Raw genomic sequence first — 14,992 nt, 5'->3', positions numbered from 1 at the left:
GCTTAGTCATTTTGGTTATTAATTATTGCTATCCCTTATTTAATCGTTGCTATTGTGCTCGGTAACCTTACAAACTCTCCTGATCTTTTCAGGACCGCAGACTGAACGAAAAGACAGCGACTGACACTGGCGAGCACCTGGCTGGATAGGTGCCAAGTATAGGAAATAAGTACTGCAATGACGACTCAGGCTCCTCCAACATCGATGCTCCCGCTGACACCCGAACAGCTGGCGCGCCTGCAGGCGGCGATTGGTGAATATTCACCGACGCAGCTGGCGTGGCTGTCAGGTTATTTCTGGGGAATGGTTAATCAACAGCCTGGTGCGGTAGCCATTGCGCCGCCTGCCGCCGCTGCCGCCAGCATCACGCTGATTTCCGCCTCGCAGACCGGCAATGCTCGCCGCCTGGCGGAACAATTGCGCGACGATCTGTTGGCCGCCAAGCTGAGCGTCACGCTGGTTAACGCCGGCGACTACAAATTCAAGCAAATTGCCCAGGAACGTCTGCTGGTGATCGTCGCCTCCACCCAAGGGGAAGGTGAGCCGGCGGAAGAGGCGGTTGCCCTGCATAAATTCCTGTTCTCCAAGAAAGCGCCGAAGCTTAACGAAACCGCGTTTGCGGTCTTTGGCCTGGGGGACACTTCCTACGAAAACTTCTGTCAGTCGGGTAAAGATTTCGACGGCAAACTGGCCGAACTGGGTGCTGAGCGTCTGGTCGAGCGGGTAGATGCCGACGTGGAATATCAAGAGCTGGCTACCGCCTGGCGTAATCAGGTGGTGGAGGTGTTGAAAGCGCGCGCCCCGGCTGAAAATGCCGCACCGGGCGTGCTGGCCAGCGGTGCGATTGACCTGATCGACAGCAGCCCGTACAGCAAAGAACAGCCGCTGACCGCACAACTGGCAGTGAAGCAAAAAATTACCGGCCGCGCCTCAGACAAAGACGTGCGCCATATTGAAATCGACCTGGGTGATTCTGGTCTGCGTTACCAACCGGGCGATGCGCTGGGCGTGTGGTTCGATAACGACCCGGCGCTGGTGGATGAACTGGTGCAACTGCTGTGGCTGAAGGGCGACGAACCGGTGGAAGTGGAAGGAAAAACCTTGCCGCTTTCGCAAGCGTTACGCAGCCATTTTGAACTGACGCAGAACACCACGCTAATCGTCGATAAATACGCGGCTCTGTCGCGCGACGAGAAGCTGATTGGTTTGTTAGCGGATAAAGCCGCGCTGCAGCATTACGCGCACAACACGCCGATTGTCGACATGGTGCGACAGGCGCCAGCCGATCTTAACGCCGAGCAGTTGATTGGCCTGCTGCGTCCGTTGACGCCGCGCCTGTATTCCATTGCCTCGTCGCAAGCCGAAACTGAAAACGAAGTGCACGTGACCGTCGGCGTGGTGCGTTACGACATCGAAGGGCGCGCCCGCGCAGGCGGTGCCTCCAGTTTCCTGGCCGATCGGCTGGAAGAAGATGGTGACGTGCGGGTGTTCATCGAACATAACGACAATTTCCGCCTGCCGGCCAACCCGGAAACTCCGGTGATCATGATTGGGCCAGGCACGGGCATTGCGCCGTTCCGCGCCTTTATGCAACAGCGTGATGCTGACGGTGCCGGCGGCAAGAACTGGTTGTTCTTCGGCAACCCGCACTTTACTGAAGACTTTTTGTATCAGGTCGAATGGCAGCGCTATGTGAAAGATGGCCTGCTGACTCGCATCGATCTGGCCTGGTCACGCGACCAGCAGCATAAAGTCTATGTCCAGGACAAACTGCGCGAACAGGGCGCGGAAGTGTGGCGTTGGATCCAGGAAGGCGCGCACATTTACGTCTGTGGCGATGCGAACCGCATGGCAAAAGACGTGGAAAACACATTACTGGAACTGGTGGCCGAGCACGGTGGCATGGATACCGAGCTGGCGGATGAATTTTTAAGTGAGCTGCGCCTTGAGCGCCGTTATCAGCGAGATGTCTACTGATGAGTGATAAACACCCGGGGCCTCTGGTGGTCGAAGGCAAATTGGCCGATGCCGAGCGTTTGAAGAAAGAAAGTAACTTCCTGCGCGGCACCATCGCCGAAGACTTGAAAGACGGCCTGACCGGCGGTTTTAACGGTGACAACTTCCTGCTGATCCGCTTCCACGGAATGTACCAGCAGGACGACCGTGATATCCGCGCCGAACGCGCCGAACAGAAGCTGGAACCGCGCCACGCCATGATGCTGCGTTGCCGTCTGCCGGGGGGGATTATCTCCCCACAGCAGTGGCTGGGCATTGATAAATTCGCGCAGGAAAGCACGCTGTACGGCAGCATCCGCATCACCAACCGTCAGACTTTCCAGTTCCATGGCATTGTGAAGGGCAACGTTAAGCCGGTTCACCAGCTGTTGGGTCGTCTGGGATTGGACGCGCTGGCTACGGCTAACGACGTCAACCGCAACGTGCTTTGCACCTCTAACCCGGTGGAGTCCGAGCTGCACCAGGAAGCCTACGAGTGGGCGAAAAAGATCTCCGAACATCTGCTGCCGCGTACCCGCGCCTATGCTGAAGTGTGGCTGGATCAGGAAAAAGTGGCGACCACCGACGAAGAACCGATCCTCGGGGCGACTTATCTGCCGCGCAAATTCAAAACCACGGTGGTGATCCCACCGCAAAACGACGTCGATCTGCACGCCAACGACATGAACTTTGTCGCGATTGCCAAAAACGGCAAGCTGGTGGGCTTTAACCTGCTGGTAGGCGGCGGCCTGTCGATTGAACACGGCAACAAGAAAACCTATGCGCGCAAGGCCAGCGAATTTGGCTATATCCCGCTGGAGCATACGCTGGCGGTCGCCGAAGCGGTGGTAACCACTCAGCGCGACTGGGGTAACCGTACCGATCGCAAGAACGCCAAAACCAAATACACGCTGGAACGCGTTGGGGTTGATACCTTCCGTGCCGAAGTGGAAAAACGGGCCGGTATCACCTTTGAACCGATCCGCCCGTACGAATTTACCGGCCGCGGCGATCGCATTGGTTGGGTTAAAGGCATTGATAACCAGTGGCACCTGACGCTGTTTATCGAGAATGGCCGTCTTCTGGACTATCCGGGACGCCCGTTGAAAACCGGCGTTGCCGAGATCGCCAGGATCCACAAAGGGGATTTCCGTCTGACGGCCAACCAGAACCTGATCGTTGCCGGCGTACCGGAAAGCGAGAAGGCGAAGATCGAAGCGATCGCTCGTGAACACGGATTGATCGACGACGGGGTCAGCGTGCAGCGTCAAAACTCGATGGCCTGCGTATCCTTCCCGACCTGCCCATTGGCGATGGCGGAGGCCGAGCGTTTTCTGCCGGCGTTCGTCACTAAAGTGGAAGGGATCCTGCATAGCCACGGTGTGGGTGACGAGCACATCGTATTGCGCATTACTGGCTGTCCGAACGGCTGTGGCCGCGCGCTGTTGGCGGAGATTGGCCTGGTCGGTAAAGCGGTTGGCCGCTATAACCTGCATTTGGGTGGCAACCGGGAAGGTACGCGTATTCCGCGCATGTACCGTGAAAATATCAACGAAGAAGAAATTCTGCGAGAGATTGACCAACTGGTGGGCCGCTGGGCCACAGAGCGTAACGCGGGCGAAGGCTTCGGTGATTTCACTATTCGCGCCGGGGTGGTCAAGCCGGTAATTGATTCGGCGCAGGATTTCTGGGACTGACGCCGTTTGGCCCCGCTTTCACCGGGGGCCGATCCGCGCGGTATGATTCAAGCATCAGGAGGCTGGCAACATGGCTGAATTCGATCTGGCGGCGCTGAATGCGCTGCCCAAGTCTGGGCAGGCGTTGGCACTGGCGGTAGTTAATGGCCAGTTGGAAACGCTTTCCGCCGAGCAACGCGTGGAATGGGCGCTGGAACATCTGCCCGGTGAGTTTGTGCTCTCTTCAAGTTTCGGCATTCAGGCAGCGGTATGTCTGCATTTGGTTACGCGGATCAAACCGGACATTCCGGTGATCCTCACCGATACCGGCTATCTGTTCCCGGAAACCTATCAGTTTATCGATCAGCTGGTCGACAAACTGAAGCTGAACCTGCAGGTGTTTCGTGCCGAGCAGTCGCCCGCCTGGCAGGAGGCTCGCTACGGGAAACTGTGGGAGCAGGGCGTTGAAGGTATCGAAAAATATAACCTGATCAACAAGGTTGAGCCGATGAACCGCGCATTGGAAACTCTGGGCGGGCAAACCTGGTTCGCTGGCCTGCGCCGCGAACAATCCGGCAGCCGCGCCAATCTGCCGGTACTGGCGGTGCAACGTGGGGTGTTCAAGATCCTGCCGATTATCGACTGGGACAACCGCAAGATTTATCAATACCTGACCGAGCACGGCCTCAGTTATCACCCGCTGTGGGAACAAGGCTATCTGTCAGTGGGGGACACTCACACCACGCAGAAGTGGGAACCAGGCATGAGTGAAGAAGAAACCCGTTTCTTTGGCCTGAAGCGTGAGTGTGGCCTGCACGAAGGCTAATCACGTATCAACATCGTCAAAGGGCTCAGCATTCGCTGGGCCCTTGGCGTTTTCAGAGAGACTACTTTTTCTGTTTTTGTGCTTTGGGTGGGTGCGCCTGAGCCAGTTCTTTCATCAGCGGCAGCAAAATCTGCACGCTCTCGCGGCTGCGCTTGTCGATACGCCCTGGCAGATTGCGTTCCAGATATTGCAGGTTATCGTACTGCGGGCGATGCCAGGTGATGCCCTGCGGGAAGTGCGGGCTCACGGCGCGTTGCTGATAACCATCTTTATCGCCCAGTGACCAGTTGGTGGCTTCGACCGACAGCACCGGGATGCCTGCTTTATCAAACACTTCCTGATCGGAACAGCAGCCGGTGCCTTTCGGGTGTGCTTTGCTCCCCGGGTTGGTGGCGGCAGCGATGCCGTAGCGGTGGGCAATATCCAGTGCGCGATCGCGGCTCTGTTTCGCCAGCTTTGGCGGCGTATTGAGACCGGCGTTGAAATACAGGCGATCGCCGGTAATCAGGCTGTCGAGGTTAATCACCAGTAGGGTATTGCGTTTCTCTTCGTCGCTCATGCGCTGCAGGTAGTTCTGCGCGCCCAGCGAACCCAGTTCTTCGGCGCTGGTGGCGACAAAGCGCAGGCCGTAAGCGGTGGGGATGTTCTTAAGGCGTTCCGCCAGTTCCAGCATCACGCCGACGCCAGAGGCATTGTCGTCGACGCCCTGCAGCGTCAAGCCGCCGAGATTGTTGTCCAGATCGGCGTCGCTTCGCGGCGTGTAGGTATCGAAATGCGCCACGACCAGAATCTGCTGAGGAAGGCTGCCATTTTTAGCGGCGATCACCGAGCTGGCGGTGATGTTATTCCAGTTCTTCTTGCCGTCTTTACTGGTGTACAGATAGCGGGTGTTGAAACTGCGGATATCGCTCTGATACCCCATCTTGCTGAACTGCTGTTTCAGATAGTCTGCGGTGAGCAATTCCGCCGGGCTACCGGCCATGCGGCCAGGAAAATAAGTGGCGATGTGGCGAGTCTGCTCGGCGGCGAATTTGCCCATCGGGGCCTCTTTTGCGGGCTGAGTGGCGGCAGAAACGCTGAAAACACCGCCGAGCGCTGCCACCAGCAGGCCGGTTTTCAGGTAAAAGCGGGAAAACATACCGAAAAATCCTTCTTTGATATCGACGAGACCGATTATTTTTGCGGTGTCCAGTATGAGACGGTCGGCAAGATTAAACAATTTCTCCCGCTCTTAAATTTGGCGTAAATGCGCAAACCTTAGTCGCAATTATCGCCGGTTAAGCCGTGTGCTGCGGTCTATATTCCATAAAGTAACTAGTCATTCCTTTTCGTCATTTCAGAGGCCAAATCTCAGCCCGTATAGTCACACTATCATTCTGCATATATGAAAAGGCTGTTGTGGACTATCTACCTATATTTGCCGACCTGAAACAACGCCCGGTGTTGGTCGTTGGCGGCGGCGAAGTGGCTGCGCGCAAAGTGGATCTACTCCTGCGCGTCGGGGCTGAAATACGGATAGTTGCGCAGTCACTCTCACCCATACTCGAAGAACTGCATCAGCAGGGGCGCATCCGCTGGCAGGGGCAGGCTTTTGCCATTCAGCAACTGGATGAGGTGTTCCTGGTGATTGCCGCAACCGACGACAGCGCGCTGAATGCCGAGGTGTTTGCCGAAGCGGATAAACGCCGGGTGCTGGCTAACGTGGTCGACGATCAGCCGCGCTGCTCGTTCATCTTTCCGTCGATTATCGATCGTTCACCGCTGGTGGTTGCCGTCTCTTCCAGCGGCCAGGCACCGGTGCTGGCACGTATGCTGCGTGAAAAACTCGAAGCTTTGTTGCCCGCCAGCCTGGGGCAGATGGCGGAGGTGGCCGGGCGTTGGCGCGGCCAGGTAAAACAGCGACTGAATGCGATCGGCGAACGTCGTCGCTTCTGGGAAAAAACATTCGGCGGACGTTTTGCCACGCTGGTGGCCAATGGCCAGTCCGCACAGGCCGAGCGGCAGTTGGAGCAGGATTTACAGCAGTTTGCCCAGGACGGCGAAGGCACCCAGGGCGAAATTGCGCTGGTGGGCGCAGGGCCGGGCGACGTGGGGTTATTGACCCTGCGCGGGCTACAGGTGATGCAGCAGGCCGATGTGGTGCTCTACGACCATCTGGTCAGCGATGAGATTCTGGATCTGGTGCGTCGCGATGCCGAGCGCATCTGCGTGGGCAAACGTGCCGGAGCACACTCGGTGATCCAGGAAGAAACCAACCGCCTGTTGGTGGAACTGGCGCAGCAGGGCAAGCGCGTGGTGCGATTGAAAGGCGGGGATCCCTTTATCTTTGGCCGCGGCGGCGAAGAGCTGCAGGTGGCCGCCGCCGCGGGCATTCCGTTCCAGGTGGTGCCGGGCGTTACCGCAGCGGCCGGAGCAACGGCCTATGCCGGCATTCCGCTGACGCACCGCGATCATGCGCAGAGCGTGACTTTTATTACCGGTCACTGCCGTCCCGACGGCGACGGGCTGGACTGGGCAGACTTGGCGCGAGCGCGTCAGACTCTGGCTATCTACATGGGCACCATGAAGGCGGCGGACATCAGCCAGCGTCTGATAGCCCACGGACGCGCGGCCACCACGCCGGTGGCGGTGATCAGCCGCGGCACGCGTGCGGATCAGCTGGTGCAAACCGGCACGCTGCAACAGCTTGAAAAATTGGCTCAACAGGCACCTTTGCCGGCGCTGCTGGTGATCGGCGAAGTGGTAGAGCTGCATCATCAAATTGCCTGGTTTGGGCATCAACCGCAGACGGAAGGGGCATCGCGGCCCGCCGTCGTGAATTTGGCTTAAGGATCTGTTATGGACGAAAAACGACTCACTCATTTGCGGCAATTGGAGGCGGAGAGTATCCATATCATCCGTGAAGTCGCCGCTGAATTCGGCAACCCGGTGATGCTCTACTCCATCGGTAAAGACTCTTCCGTGATGCTGCATCTGGCGCGTAAAGCCTTTTTCCCGGGTACGCTGCCGTTCCCGTTGCTGCATGTGGATACCGGTTGGAAATTCCGTGAAATGTACGAATTCCGCGATCGCACTGCGAAAGAGTACGGCTTTGAACTGCTGATCCACAAGAACCCGGAAGGCGTGGCGATGGGCATCAACCCGTTCGTTCACGGCAGCGCCAAGCATACCGATATCATGAAAACCGAAGGCCTGAAGCAGGCGCTTAACAAATACGGTTTTGATGCCGCCTTTGGCGGTGCCCGCCGTGACGAAGAGAAGTCACGTGCCAAAGAGCGTATCTATTCATTCCGTGACCGCTTCCACCGTTGGGACCCAAAAAACCAGCGCCCGGAGCTGTGGCACAATTACAACGGCCAAATCAACAAGGGCGAGAGCATTCGCGTGTTCCCGCTGTCGAACTGGACCGAGCTGGATATCTGGCAATACATTTTCCTGGAAAAAATCGACATCGTGCCGCTGTATCTGGCAAAACCGCGTCCGGTGGTAGAACGCGACGGCATGTTGCTGATGGTGGACGACGATCGTATCGATCTGCAGCCTGGCGAAGTGATCAGCCAGCGCATGGTGCGTTTCCGCACGCTGGGCTGCTGGCCGCTGACCGGTGCGGTGGATTCCGAAGCGGAGACGCTGCCGGAGATCATCGAAGAGATGTTGGTGTCCACCACCAGTGAGCGCCAGGGACGGATGATCGACCGCGATCAGTCCGGCTCGATGGAGCTGAAAAAGCGTCAAGGGTATTTCTAAGGAGCCGCCGGATGAACAATGCAATTGCACAACAAATCGCTGAGCAGGGTGGGGTCGAATCTTACCTGCATGCGCAGCAACACAAAAGCCTGTTACGGTTCCTGACCTGCGGCAGCGTCGATGACGGCAAAAGCACCCTGATCGGTCGCTTGCTGCATGATACCCGTCAGATCTACGAAGATCAGCTGTCTACGCTGCACAGCGACAGCAAACGCATCGGCACCCAGGGCGAGAAACTGGATTTGGCGCTGCTGGTCGATGGCCTGCAGGCCGAGCGCGAGCAGGGCATTACCATCGACGTAGCCTATCGTTATTTCTCGACCGAAAAGCGTAAATTTATTATTGCCGATACGCCGGGGCATGAGCAGTACACCCGCAATATGGCGACCGGGGCCTCGACCTGCGATCTGGCGATCCTGTTGATCGACGCACGCAAAGGGGTTCTGGATCAAACCCGCAGGCACAGTTTTATCGCCACGCTGTTGGGCATTCGCCATCTGGTGGTGGCGGTCAATAAAATGGACCTGGTGGATTACCAAGAGTCGGTGTTCGAACAGTTTAAACAGGACTATCTGACCTTCGCCCAGCAGTTGCCGAACGATCTCGACATCAAGTTTGTGCCTTTGTCGGCGCTGGATGGCGACAACGTGGCCAGTGAAAGCGCCCAGATGCCTTGGTACAGCGGCCCGACGCTGCTGCAGGTGCTGGAGAGCGTGGATGTGATCAGCGAACGCGAGACGCAACCGCTGCGTTTCCCGGTGCAGTATGTCAACCGTCCTAACCTGGATTTCCGGGGCTATGCGGGCACGCTGTCCGCCGGTGTAGTGCGCGTAGGGCAACGCGTGAAGGTATTGCCTTCCGGTGTGGAATCTACCGTAGCGCGTATTGTGACCTTTGATGGCGATCTGCAGGAAGCGGTGCCGGGCGAGGCGATCACGCTGGTGCTGGCAGATGAAGTGGATATTAGCCGCGGCGATCTGCTGGTCGATGCCGGGGAAACCCTGAAAGCGGCGCAAAGCGCGCTGGTGGACGTGGTGTGGATGGCTGAAAAACCGTTGTTGCCGGGCCAAAGCTATGACATCAAAGTGGCCGGCAAAAAGACCCGTGCGCGGGTAGAAGGCATACGCCACCAGGTGGAAATCAACTCGCTGGCGCAGCATCAGGCGGACACTTTACCGCTCAACGGCATCGGTCTGGTCGAACTGACCTTCGATGAACCGCTGGTGCTGGACAGCTATCAACGCAACCACGATACCGGTGGGCTGATCTTTATCGATCGCCTGAGCAACGTCACCGTGGGGGCTGGTTTGATCCGCGAAACCTTGCAGGACGCTCAGGCATCAGCCGGCGACTTCAGCGCATTTGAACTGGAACTGAATGCTCTGGTGCGTAAACACTTCCCACATTGGGGCGCGCGCGACCTGATTGGGGGAAAATAACGTGACCGACGCTCAACTGCGGCCGACCGGGCCGGATGATGACAACGTGGTCTGGCATCCGCATGCGGTAACGCGTGCGGATCGCGAAGTCCGCAACGGCCACAAAGGCGTGGTGCTGTGGTTTACCGGGCTGTCCGGCTCGGGAAAATCTACCGTTGCCGGCGCGCTGGAACAGGCACTGCACGCCTATGGTGTCAGCACCTATCTGCTGGATGGTGACAACGTGCGTCACGGCCTGTGCCGCGACCTGGGTTTTTCCGACGACGACCGGCGCGAAAATATTCGTCGCGTGGGCGAAGTGGCGAAACTGATGGTGGACGCCGGCCTGGTGGTGTTGACCGCTTTCATTTCCCCACATCGCGCCGAACGGCAGATGGTGCGCGAACTGCTGGATGAAGATCGTTTTATCGAGGTGTTTGTCGACACGCCGTTGGCGGTTTGTGAAGTGCGCGATCCGAAAGGATTGTACAAAAAAGCCCGTGCCGGCGAGCTGCGTAATTTCACCGGCATCGACTCGGTTTACGAGGCGCCACAACGGCCGGATATTCACCTTGATGGCCAACAATTGGTAACAAATTTGATTGCGCAATTGTTAGACGTGCTGCGTGGTCGGGCTATTATCAAACCCTGAATTCAGAAAAGCGTGTGGCGTTTTTGCGCCATACGCTTTTTACGCTAAGCCCGCCGGAGAGCGCGCCGAATAACCAGGGATCGCTATGCAAAATGTCTCGCCTATCTTGATTGACGCAAACCAGGAGAAAGAGGAGCCCTCTTATTCTTTCCTGGGCGGTGTCTGCGGCTTTGTTTTCTACTGGCTGGCCTTCGCAGTGCCGTTTTTGGTTTATGGCTCCAACACCCTTTTCTTCCTGCTCTACACCTGGCCGTTCTTCCTGGCGCTGATGCCGGTTTCGGTGCTGATTGGCATCACGCTCAGCATGCTGCTGCGTGGTCGGTTGATTTTTACACTGTTGCTGACCGGGACCATCGTTCTGTGCCTGTTCTGGCTGGTGTTCAGCTTTTTGACCGGTTGGTGAGGGGAAGGGCGCAGTCGCCTGCGCCCGAAGCATTGCAAAGCCGTGCCGAAGGTTACAAAACTTTGCTCAGAAAAGCCTGAGTGCGCGGATTGGCCGGCTGGCTGAAAATCTGCTGTGGCGAACCTTCTTCCTGAATGATCCCTTGATCGATAAACAGCACCCGATCGGCCACTTCACGGGCAAAGCCCATCTCATGCGTCACCACCACCATCGTCATGCCTTCGTGCGCCAATGACTTCATCACCGCCAGCACTTCGCCGACCAGCTCGGGATCCAGTGCGGAGGTCGGTTCGTCGAACAGCATGATTTTCGGTTCCATCGCCAGCGCGCGAGCAATGGCGACCCGCTGTTGCTGACCGCCGGACAGGCTGTTGGGATAAGCGTCGATTTTGTCCAGCAGGCCCACCTTTTGCAGCAGCGCCTCTGCCCGCAGTATGGCCTCTGCGCGCGACAGCTTTTTCACGCCCATCGGCGCCATGATGATGTTTTCCAGCACCGTCATGTGCGGGAACAGGTTAAAGCGTTGAAACACCATGCCGACGCTCTCACGCATCTTATTGAGATCGGTTTTCTGGCTGTGTATGGCAAAACCATTCACCAGGATCTCACCGCCGGACAGCGTTTCCAGCGCATTGATACAGCGCAGGAAGGTACTTTTACCGGAGCCGGACGGGCCGATGACGCAGACCACTTCGTTGGCTGCGATTTCGCAGGAAATACCACGCAGCACGTGGCTTTCGCCGAATTGTTTTTGCAGGTTATGTACGCGAATCACTTTTCCCGAACCTCTTTTCCATGTGTTGCACCATCAGCGAAAGCAGGAAGGTGAGGACCCAATAGACCAGCGAAATGGTCAGGTAGGGCTCCCAATAGGTGGCATAGGCGCCGGAAACCGTGCGGGCGGCATAGGCCAGATCGGCAAGACCGATGGCGGAGGCCAGCGAAGAGTCTTTGACGATGGCAATGGCATTGTTGCCCAGCGGCGGCAGCATGCGGCGAAACGCCTGCGGCAGGATCACTTTGCGCATGGTTTTGCCGTAGCTCATGCCCAGCGAACGCGAAGCTTCCATCTGACCGCGATCGATAGACTGAATGCCGGCGCGGAAAATTTCCGAGACGTAAGCACCCGCGTTCAGCGTAATCGCCACCACGCAGGAGAGAAATGCGCCGTAATCGGAGCGCAACGCGCGGGCGAAATCGGTGCTCATCAGGCCGCTGGTGACCAGCAGACCGTCACGTGGGTTGATAAACAGCGGTACCAGCGCGAAATGCACCACCATAATCTGGACAAACAGCGGCGTACCGCGGAAGGCGCTGATGTAGATGCGCACCGGCCACTGAACGCCATAATGCAGTATCGGTTTCCAGATGCCGTGTGGTGCCTGCGCCAGACGACCGAGCCCGAGGAGCAGCCCCCAGGTGGTGCCCAGTATCACGCAGATAATGGTGCATTTGATGGTCATCCAGGCGCCTTCCATAAACAGCGGGGCGTACTCCTGGATTATCTCCCAACGGAAATTCAAGGTCGGATCCTTCTTAAAAAAGTCTTCAGACTGCTGTGTTGACGAACGACGATCGATTATTCGGCGGGCAGCGTGGGGACGTTGCTGTCAAACCAGGTCTGGTAGATTTTGGCGTAGGTGCCGTCGGCGATGATTTTCTTCAGGCCGGCGTTGATTTTGCCACGCAGTTCGTCATTGCCTTTGGCCACGGCGATACCGAAATACTGACGTTCGAATTTGGCATCGGACACCAGTTTGAACTCTTTTTCCGGATGGGTTTTGATATAGAACTTGGCCACGCCGACGTCGCCCACGGCCGCGCCGATACCGTCTTCATACAGCTCTTGCAGCATTAACGGGGTATTGTCGAAACGTTTGATGGCGGTGTTGTTTTTGCCTAACACGTCGGACACCACGATGTCGCCGGTGCTGGAGTTGACTACGCCGACCTTCAGCGCTTTCAAGGCGGCAATCGAGTCTACGCCAGAGTCTTTGGGGACCACGATAGCCTGCTCTGCCGGGAAGTAAGGTGCAGAGAAATCAACCATTTGTTTGCGTTTATCGGTAATGGTGATGCCGGAAATTATGATGTCACGATCGCCGGAGTTCAGCGTGGCGAAAATACCTTCCCACGGCGTATTCACCAGTTTGACCTGAAAGCTCTCGGCCTTGGCTACCGCCTTGATGATATCGATATCAAAGCCTTCCAGCTGTTTACTGCTGTTTTCGAATTCGAACGGACGGTAGGTGCCGCCAGAGCCGACGACGTAGGTAGGTTCAGCCGCCAGGACGGAGGCCGACAGGGTGGCAGCCAGACAGGCGCCAATCACAACTAAAGATTTAAACATCGCTATCCCCGGTAATTAAAAATGATCCATTGGATTTATTTATGCACTATGAGTGCATAAAAATAATCTTTAATGAATAAAAACACAACTCCTACCTGATGATGAAATTTTTAATGGTGTTAAATATGCAGTTTATGCTTGTCGCTGGCGAATGCTTTGGTGAAATCAGCGGGTAGCCAGTTTTTCTTACTGCATAACCGGAAAAAACGCTGAAGGAGAAAAATGCAGAGGCGTTGGTTGGTTTTTCTGCGGTGAAAGTGGTTTTTTTTGCCGCTTTCGAAGTGAATTTAGGTTATAAACTCAGGAAATTATCATCCTACTCTTAATTTGGCGGCGAAATGCCGTTCTCTGTGTGGAGTCCAACGAAAAGTTGTGGGATGATTGGTCGGTTTTTCAGGGGGCGGAGATGGGAAAACTTACGCTGCTATTGCTGGCATTGCTCGGTTGGTTACAGTATTCACTGTGGCTGGGCAAAAATGGTATTCACGATTACGTGCGGGTCAATGAGGATGTTGCGCTCCAACAGGGCAGCAATGCTAAATTGAAAGCGCGTAACGATCAGCTGTTCGCCGAGATCGACGATTTGAACGGCGGTCAGGAAGCGATCGAAGAGCGTGCGCGCAATGAGCTGAGCATGATTAAGCCCGGTGAGACTTTCTATCGTCTGGTTCCTGACCAATCCAGACGCAACGCGGCGTCCGCCTCGCAAAATAACCTACAAAAGTAACGCATGAATCACTCCGCAGGAACCTTTCCATCGGTGATCGCCGTCCTGCCCGCTGCCGGTATTGGCAGCCGCATGCAGGCTGATTGCCCAAAGCAATATTTAACCATCGGCCACCAAACCATTCTCGAACACGCGATCCACGCGCTGCTGCGCCATCCGCGTATTTCGCAGGTGATTGTGGCGATAGGTCCCGACGATCAGCAATTCCATCAGTTACCGATAGCGCAGGATCCCCGCGTGCAGACTACCATTGGCGGGCAGCAACGCGCCGACTCGGTAATGGCCGGCTTGCAGCTGGCCGGCGAGGCAAAATGGGTGCTGGTGCACGACGCGGCGCGCCCCTGTCTGCATGCCGACGATCTCGACCGCCTGTTGGCGATTACCGAACATAGCGACGTAGGGGGCATTCTGGCGGCGCCGGTGCGTGACACCATGAAGCGCGCAGAGCCTGGCCACGGGGCCGTTTCTCATACGGTAGAACGTCAGGACCTGTGGCATGCGTTAACGCCGCAGCTGTTCCCACTGGCGTTGCTCAAGCAGTGCCTGCAGCGCGCGCTGGATGACGGGGCGACGGTGACCGACGAGGCGTCGGCCCTGGAGCACTGCGGCTATCATCCGCTGCTGGTCAATGGGCGTTCGGACAATATTAAGGTCACGCGGCCGGAAGATTTGGCGCTGGCAGCATTCTATTTAACTCAGTTAGACAATTAAGGAGCGCATCATGCGTATCGGCCACGGTTTTGACGTACACAAATTTGGCGGCGAAGGCCCGTTGGTGATCGGTGGCGTTCGTATTCCTTATGAAAAAGGTTTGCTAGCCCACTCCGATGGCGACGTAGCACTGCACGCCGCGACCGATGCCCTGCTGGGCGCGGCGGCGCTGGGGGATATCGGCAAGCTGTTCCCGGATACTGACCCGGCCTTCAAAGGTGCCGATAGCCGCGAGTTGCTGCGCGAAGCCTGGAAACGCATCCGTGCCAAGGGGTATCGTCTGGGCAACCTGGACATCACTATTATTGCCCAGGCCCCTAAGATGGCCCCGCATATCCCGCAGATGCGCATTTTCCTGGCGGAAGACCTGCAATGCCATATGGACGACGTTAACGTTAAGGCTACCACCACCGAACAACTCGGTTTCACCGGGCGTGGCGAGGGTATTGCCTGCGAAGCGGTTGCCTTGTTGATCAAGGACTAAGCG

Annotated in this window: 15 protein-coding genes; 11 read left to right on the top strand and 4 right to left on the bottom strand. The window is 56.9% G+C overall.

Annotation, left to right across the window (positions count from 1 at the left end; all coding sequences use genetic code 11):
* Positions 1–177: 177 nt before the first annotated feature.
* From cysJ to ACMGG1_RS20445, 3 genes are all read left to right on the top strand, one after another.
* Positions 178–1,977, top strand: coding sequence for an NADPH-dependent assimilatory sulfite reductase flavoprotein subunit (gene cysJ, locus ACMGG1_RS20455; protein WP_414160981.1), 1,800 nt, complete (start codon positions 178–180; stop codon positions 1,975–1,977).
* The gene (gene cysI / locus ACMGG1_RS20450; protein WP_046374493.1) at positions 1,977–3,692 is read left to right on the top strand and encodes an assimilatory sulfite reductase (NADPH) hemoprotein subunit; all 1,716 of its coding nucleotides are present in this window, start codon (positions 1,977–1,979) and stop codon (positions 3,690–3,692) included. The genes cysJ and cysI overlap by 1 nt, the downstream gene beginning before the upstream one ends.
* A gap of 70 nt (positions 3,693–3,762) precedes the next feature.
* Positions 3,763–4,497, top strand: a complete 735-nt coding sequence (locus ACMGG1_RS20445) for a phosphoadenylyl-sulfate reductase (protein WP_020825257.1) — start codon at positions 3,763–3,765, stop codon at positions 4,495–4,497.
* Between the two features lie 61 nt (positions 4,498–4,558).
* Here the strand turns inward: ACMGG1_RS20445 and ACMGG1_RS20440 are convergent, their stop codons facing one another.
* Entirely contained in the window at positions 4,559–5,635 is a 1,077-nt protein-coding gene (locus ACMGG1_RS20440) for an aminopeptidase (protein ID WP_130016198.1), read from the bottom strand.
* Between the two features lie 260 nt (positions 5,636–5,895).
* Between ACMGG1_RS20440 and cysG the strand changes: the two genes are divergently transcribed.
* From cysG to ACMGG1_RS20415, 5 genes are all read left to right on the top strand, one after another.
* Positions 5,896–7,326, top strand: coding sequence for a siroheme synthase CysG (cysG, locus tag ACMGG1_RS20435; protein ID WP_130016199.1), 1,431 nt, complete (start codon positions 5,896–5,898; stop codon positions 7,324–7,326).
* 9 nt (positions 7,327–7,335) lie between these two features.
* Positions 7,336–8,244 (top strand): sulfate adenylyltransferase subunit CysD, encoded by a 909-nt coding sequence (gene cysD, locus ACMGG1_RS20430; RefSeq protein WP_020825260.1) that lies wholly within the window; start codon positions 7,336–7,338, stop codon positions 8,242–8,244.
* An 11-nt stretch (positions 8,245–8,255) separates the two neighbouring features.
* Positions 8,256–9,683 carry a sulfate adenylyltransferase subunit CysN gene (gene cysN / locus ACMGG1_RS20425; protein ID WP_020825261.1) on the top strand — a complete coding sequence of 476 codons (1,428 nt, stop codon included), beginning with the start codon at positions 8,256–8,258 and terminating at the stop codon, positions 9,681–9,683.
* A gap of 1 nt (position 9,684) precedes the next feature.
* Positions 9,685–10,314, top strand: coding sequence for an adenylyl-sulfate kinase (gene cysC, locus ACMGG1_RS20420; RefSeq protein WP_122077254.1), 630 nt, complete (start codon positions 9,685–9,687; stop codon positions 10,312–10,314).
* A gap of 85 nt (positions 10,315–10,399) precedes the next feature.
* Positions 10,400–10,717: a DUF3561 family protein gene (locus ACMGG1_RS20415; RefSeq protein ID WP_020825263.1), complete on the top strand. Its 318-nt coding sequence runs from the start codon at positions 10,400–10,402 to the stop codon at positions 10,715–10,717.
* Between the two features lie 52 nt (positions 10,718–10,769).
* Here the strand turns inward: ACMGG1_RS20415 and ACMGG1_RS20410 are convergent, their stop codons facing one another.
* From ACMGG1_RS20410 to ACMGG1_RS20400, 3 genes are all read right to left on the bottom strand, one after another.
* The gene (locus ACMGG1_RS20410) at positions 10,770–11,492 is read right to left on the bottom strand and encodes an amino acid ABC transporter ATP-binding protein (RefSeq protein ID WP_046374489.1); all 723 of its coding nucleotides are present in this window, start codon (positions 11,490–11,492) and stop codon (positions 10,770–10,772) included.
* The gene (locus ACMGG1_RS20405) at positions 11,476–12,195 is read right to left on the bottom strand and encodes an amino acid ABC transporter permease (RefSeq protein WP_044554269.1); all 720 of its coding nucleotides are present in this window, start codon (positions 12,193–12,195) and stop codon (positions 11,476–11,478) included. The genes ACMGG1_RS20410 and ACMGG1_RS20405 overlap by 17 nt, the downstream gene beginning before the upstream one ends.
* A gap of 101 nt (positions 12,196–12,296) precedes the next feature.
* Positions 12,297–13,067, bottom strand: coding sequence for a basic amino acid ABC transporter substrate-binding protein (locus ACMGG1_RS20400; protein WP_122077257.1), 771 nt, complete (start codon positions 13,065–13,067; stop codon positions 12,297–12,299).
* A 406-nt stretch (positions 13,068–13,473) separates the two neighbouring features.
* Here ACMGG1_RS20400 and ftsB point away from each other — a divergent pair, with 406 nt between their 5' ends.
* From ftsB to ispF, 3 genes are read left to right on the top strand one after another with little or no spacing between them, the layout of a single operon-like run.
* The gene (ftsB, locus tag ACMGG1_RS20395; RefSeq protein WP_020825266.1) at positions 13,474–13,794 is read left to right on the top strand and encodes a cell division protein FtsB; all 321 of its coding nucleotides are present in this window, start codon (positions 13,474–13,476) and stop codon (positions 13,792–13,794) included.
* Positions 13,795–13,797: 3 nt separating this feature from the next.
* Positions 13,798–14,505: a 2-C-methyl-D-erythritol 4-phosphate cytidylyltransferase gene (gene ispD / locus ACMGG1_RS20390; protein WP_142815876.1), complete on the top strand. Its 708-nt coding sequence runs from the start codon at positions 13,798–13,800 to the stop codon at positions 14,503–14,505.
* Positions 14,506–14,515: 10 nt separating this feature from the next.
* Positions 14,516–14,989, top strand: a complete 474-nt coding sequence (gene ispF / locus ACMGG1_RS20385; RefSeq protein ID WP_122077260.1) for a 2-C-methyl-D-erythritol 2,4-cyclodiphosphate synthase — start codon at positions 14,516–14,518, stop codon at positions 14,987–14,989.
* Positions 14,990–14,992 lie beyond the last annotated feature (3 nt).

This window comes from Serratia sp. BNK-12, from assembly GCF_047456085.1.
Lineage (GTDB): Bacteria > Pseudomonadota > Gammaproteobacteria > Enterobacterales > Enterobacteriaceae > Serratia > Serratia liquefaciens.
The sequence above is the reverse complement of the archived record's forward strand: the minus strand, read 5'-3'. Positions and strand labels throughout refer to the sequence as shown.

What these genes read in the sequence shown, in the direction of transcription:
- ACMGG1_RS20445 (WP_020825257.1), top strand. Translation starts at nt 3,763, where the DNA reads ATGGCTGAATTCGATCTGGCGGCGCTGAATGCGCTGCCCAAGTCTGGG.
- cysJ (WP_414160981.1), top strand. Translation starts at nt 178, where the DNA reads ATGACGACTCAGGCTCCTCCAACATCGATGCTCCCGCTGACACCCGAA.
- ispF (WP_122077260.1), top strand. Translation starts at nt 14,516, where the DNA reads ATGCGTATCGGCCACGGTTTTGACGTACACAAATTTGGCGGCGAAGGC.
- ACMGG1_RS20440 (WP_130016198.1), bottom strand. Translation starts at nt 5,635, where the DNA reads ATGTTTTCCCGCTTTTACCTGAAAACCGGCCTGCTGGTGGCAGCGCTC.
- ACMGG1_RS20415 (WP_020825263.1), top strand. Translation starts at nt 10,400, where the DNA reads ATGCAAAATGTCTCGCCTATCTTGATTGACGCAAACCAGGAGAAAGAG.
- ftsB (WP_020825266.1), top strand. Translation starts at nt 13,474, where the DNA reads ATGGGAAAACTTACGCTGCTATTGCTGGCATTGCTCGGTTGGTTACAG.
- ACMGG1_RS20405 (WP_044554269.1), bottom strand. Translation starts at nt 12,195, where the DNA reads ATGGAAGGCGCCTGGATGACCATCAAATGCACCATTATCTGCGTGATA.
- cysI (WP_046374493.1), top strand. Translation starts at nt 1,977, where the DNA reads ATGAGTGATAAACACCCGGGGCCTCTGGTGGTCGAAGGCAAATTGGCC.
- ACMGG1_RS20400 (WP_122077257.1), bottom strand. Translation starts at nt 13,067, where the DNA reads ATGTTTAAATCTTTAGTTGTGATTGGCGCCTGTCTGGCTGCCACCCTG.
- ispD (WP_142815876.1), top strand. Translation starts at nt 13,798, where the DNA reads ATGAATCACTCCGCAGGAACCTTTCCATCGGTGATCGCCGTCCTGCCC.
- cysN (WP_020825261.1), top strand. Translation starts at nt 8,256, where the DNA reads ATGAACAATGCAATTGCACAACAAATCGCTGAGCAGGGTGGGGTCGAA.
- cysD (WP_020825260.1), top strand. Translation starts at nt 7,336, where the DNA reads ATGGACGAAAAACGACTCACTCATTTGCGGCAATTGGAGGCGGAGAGT.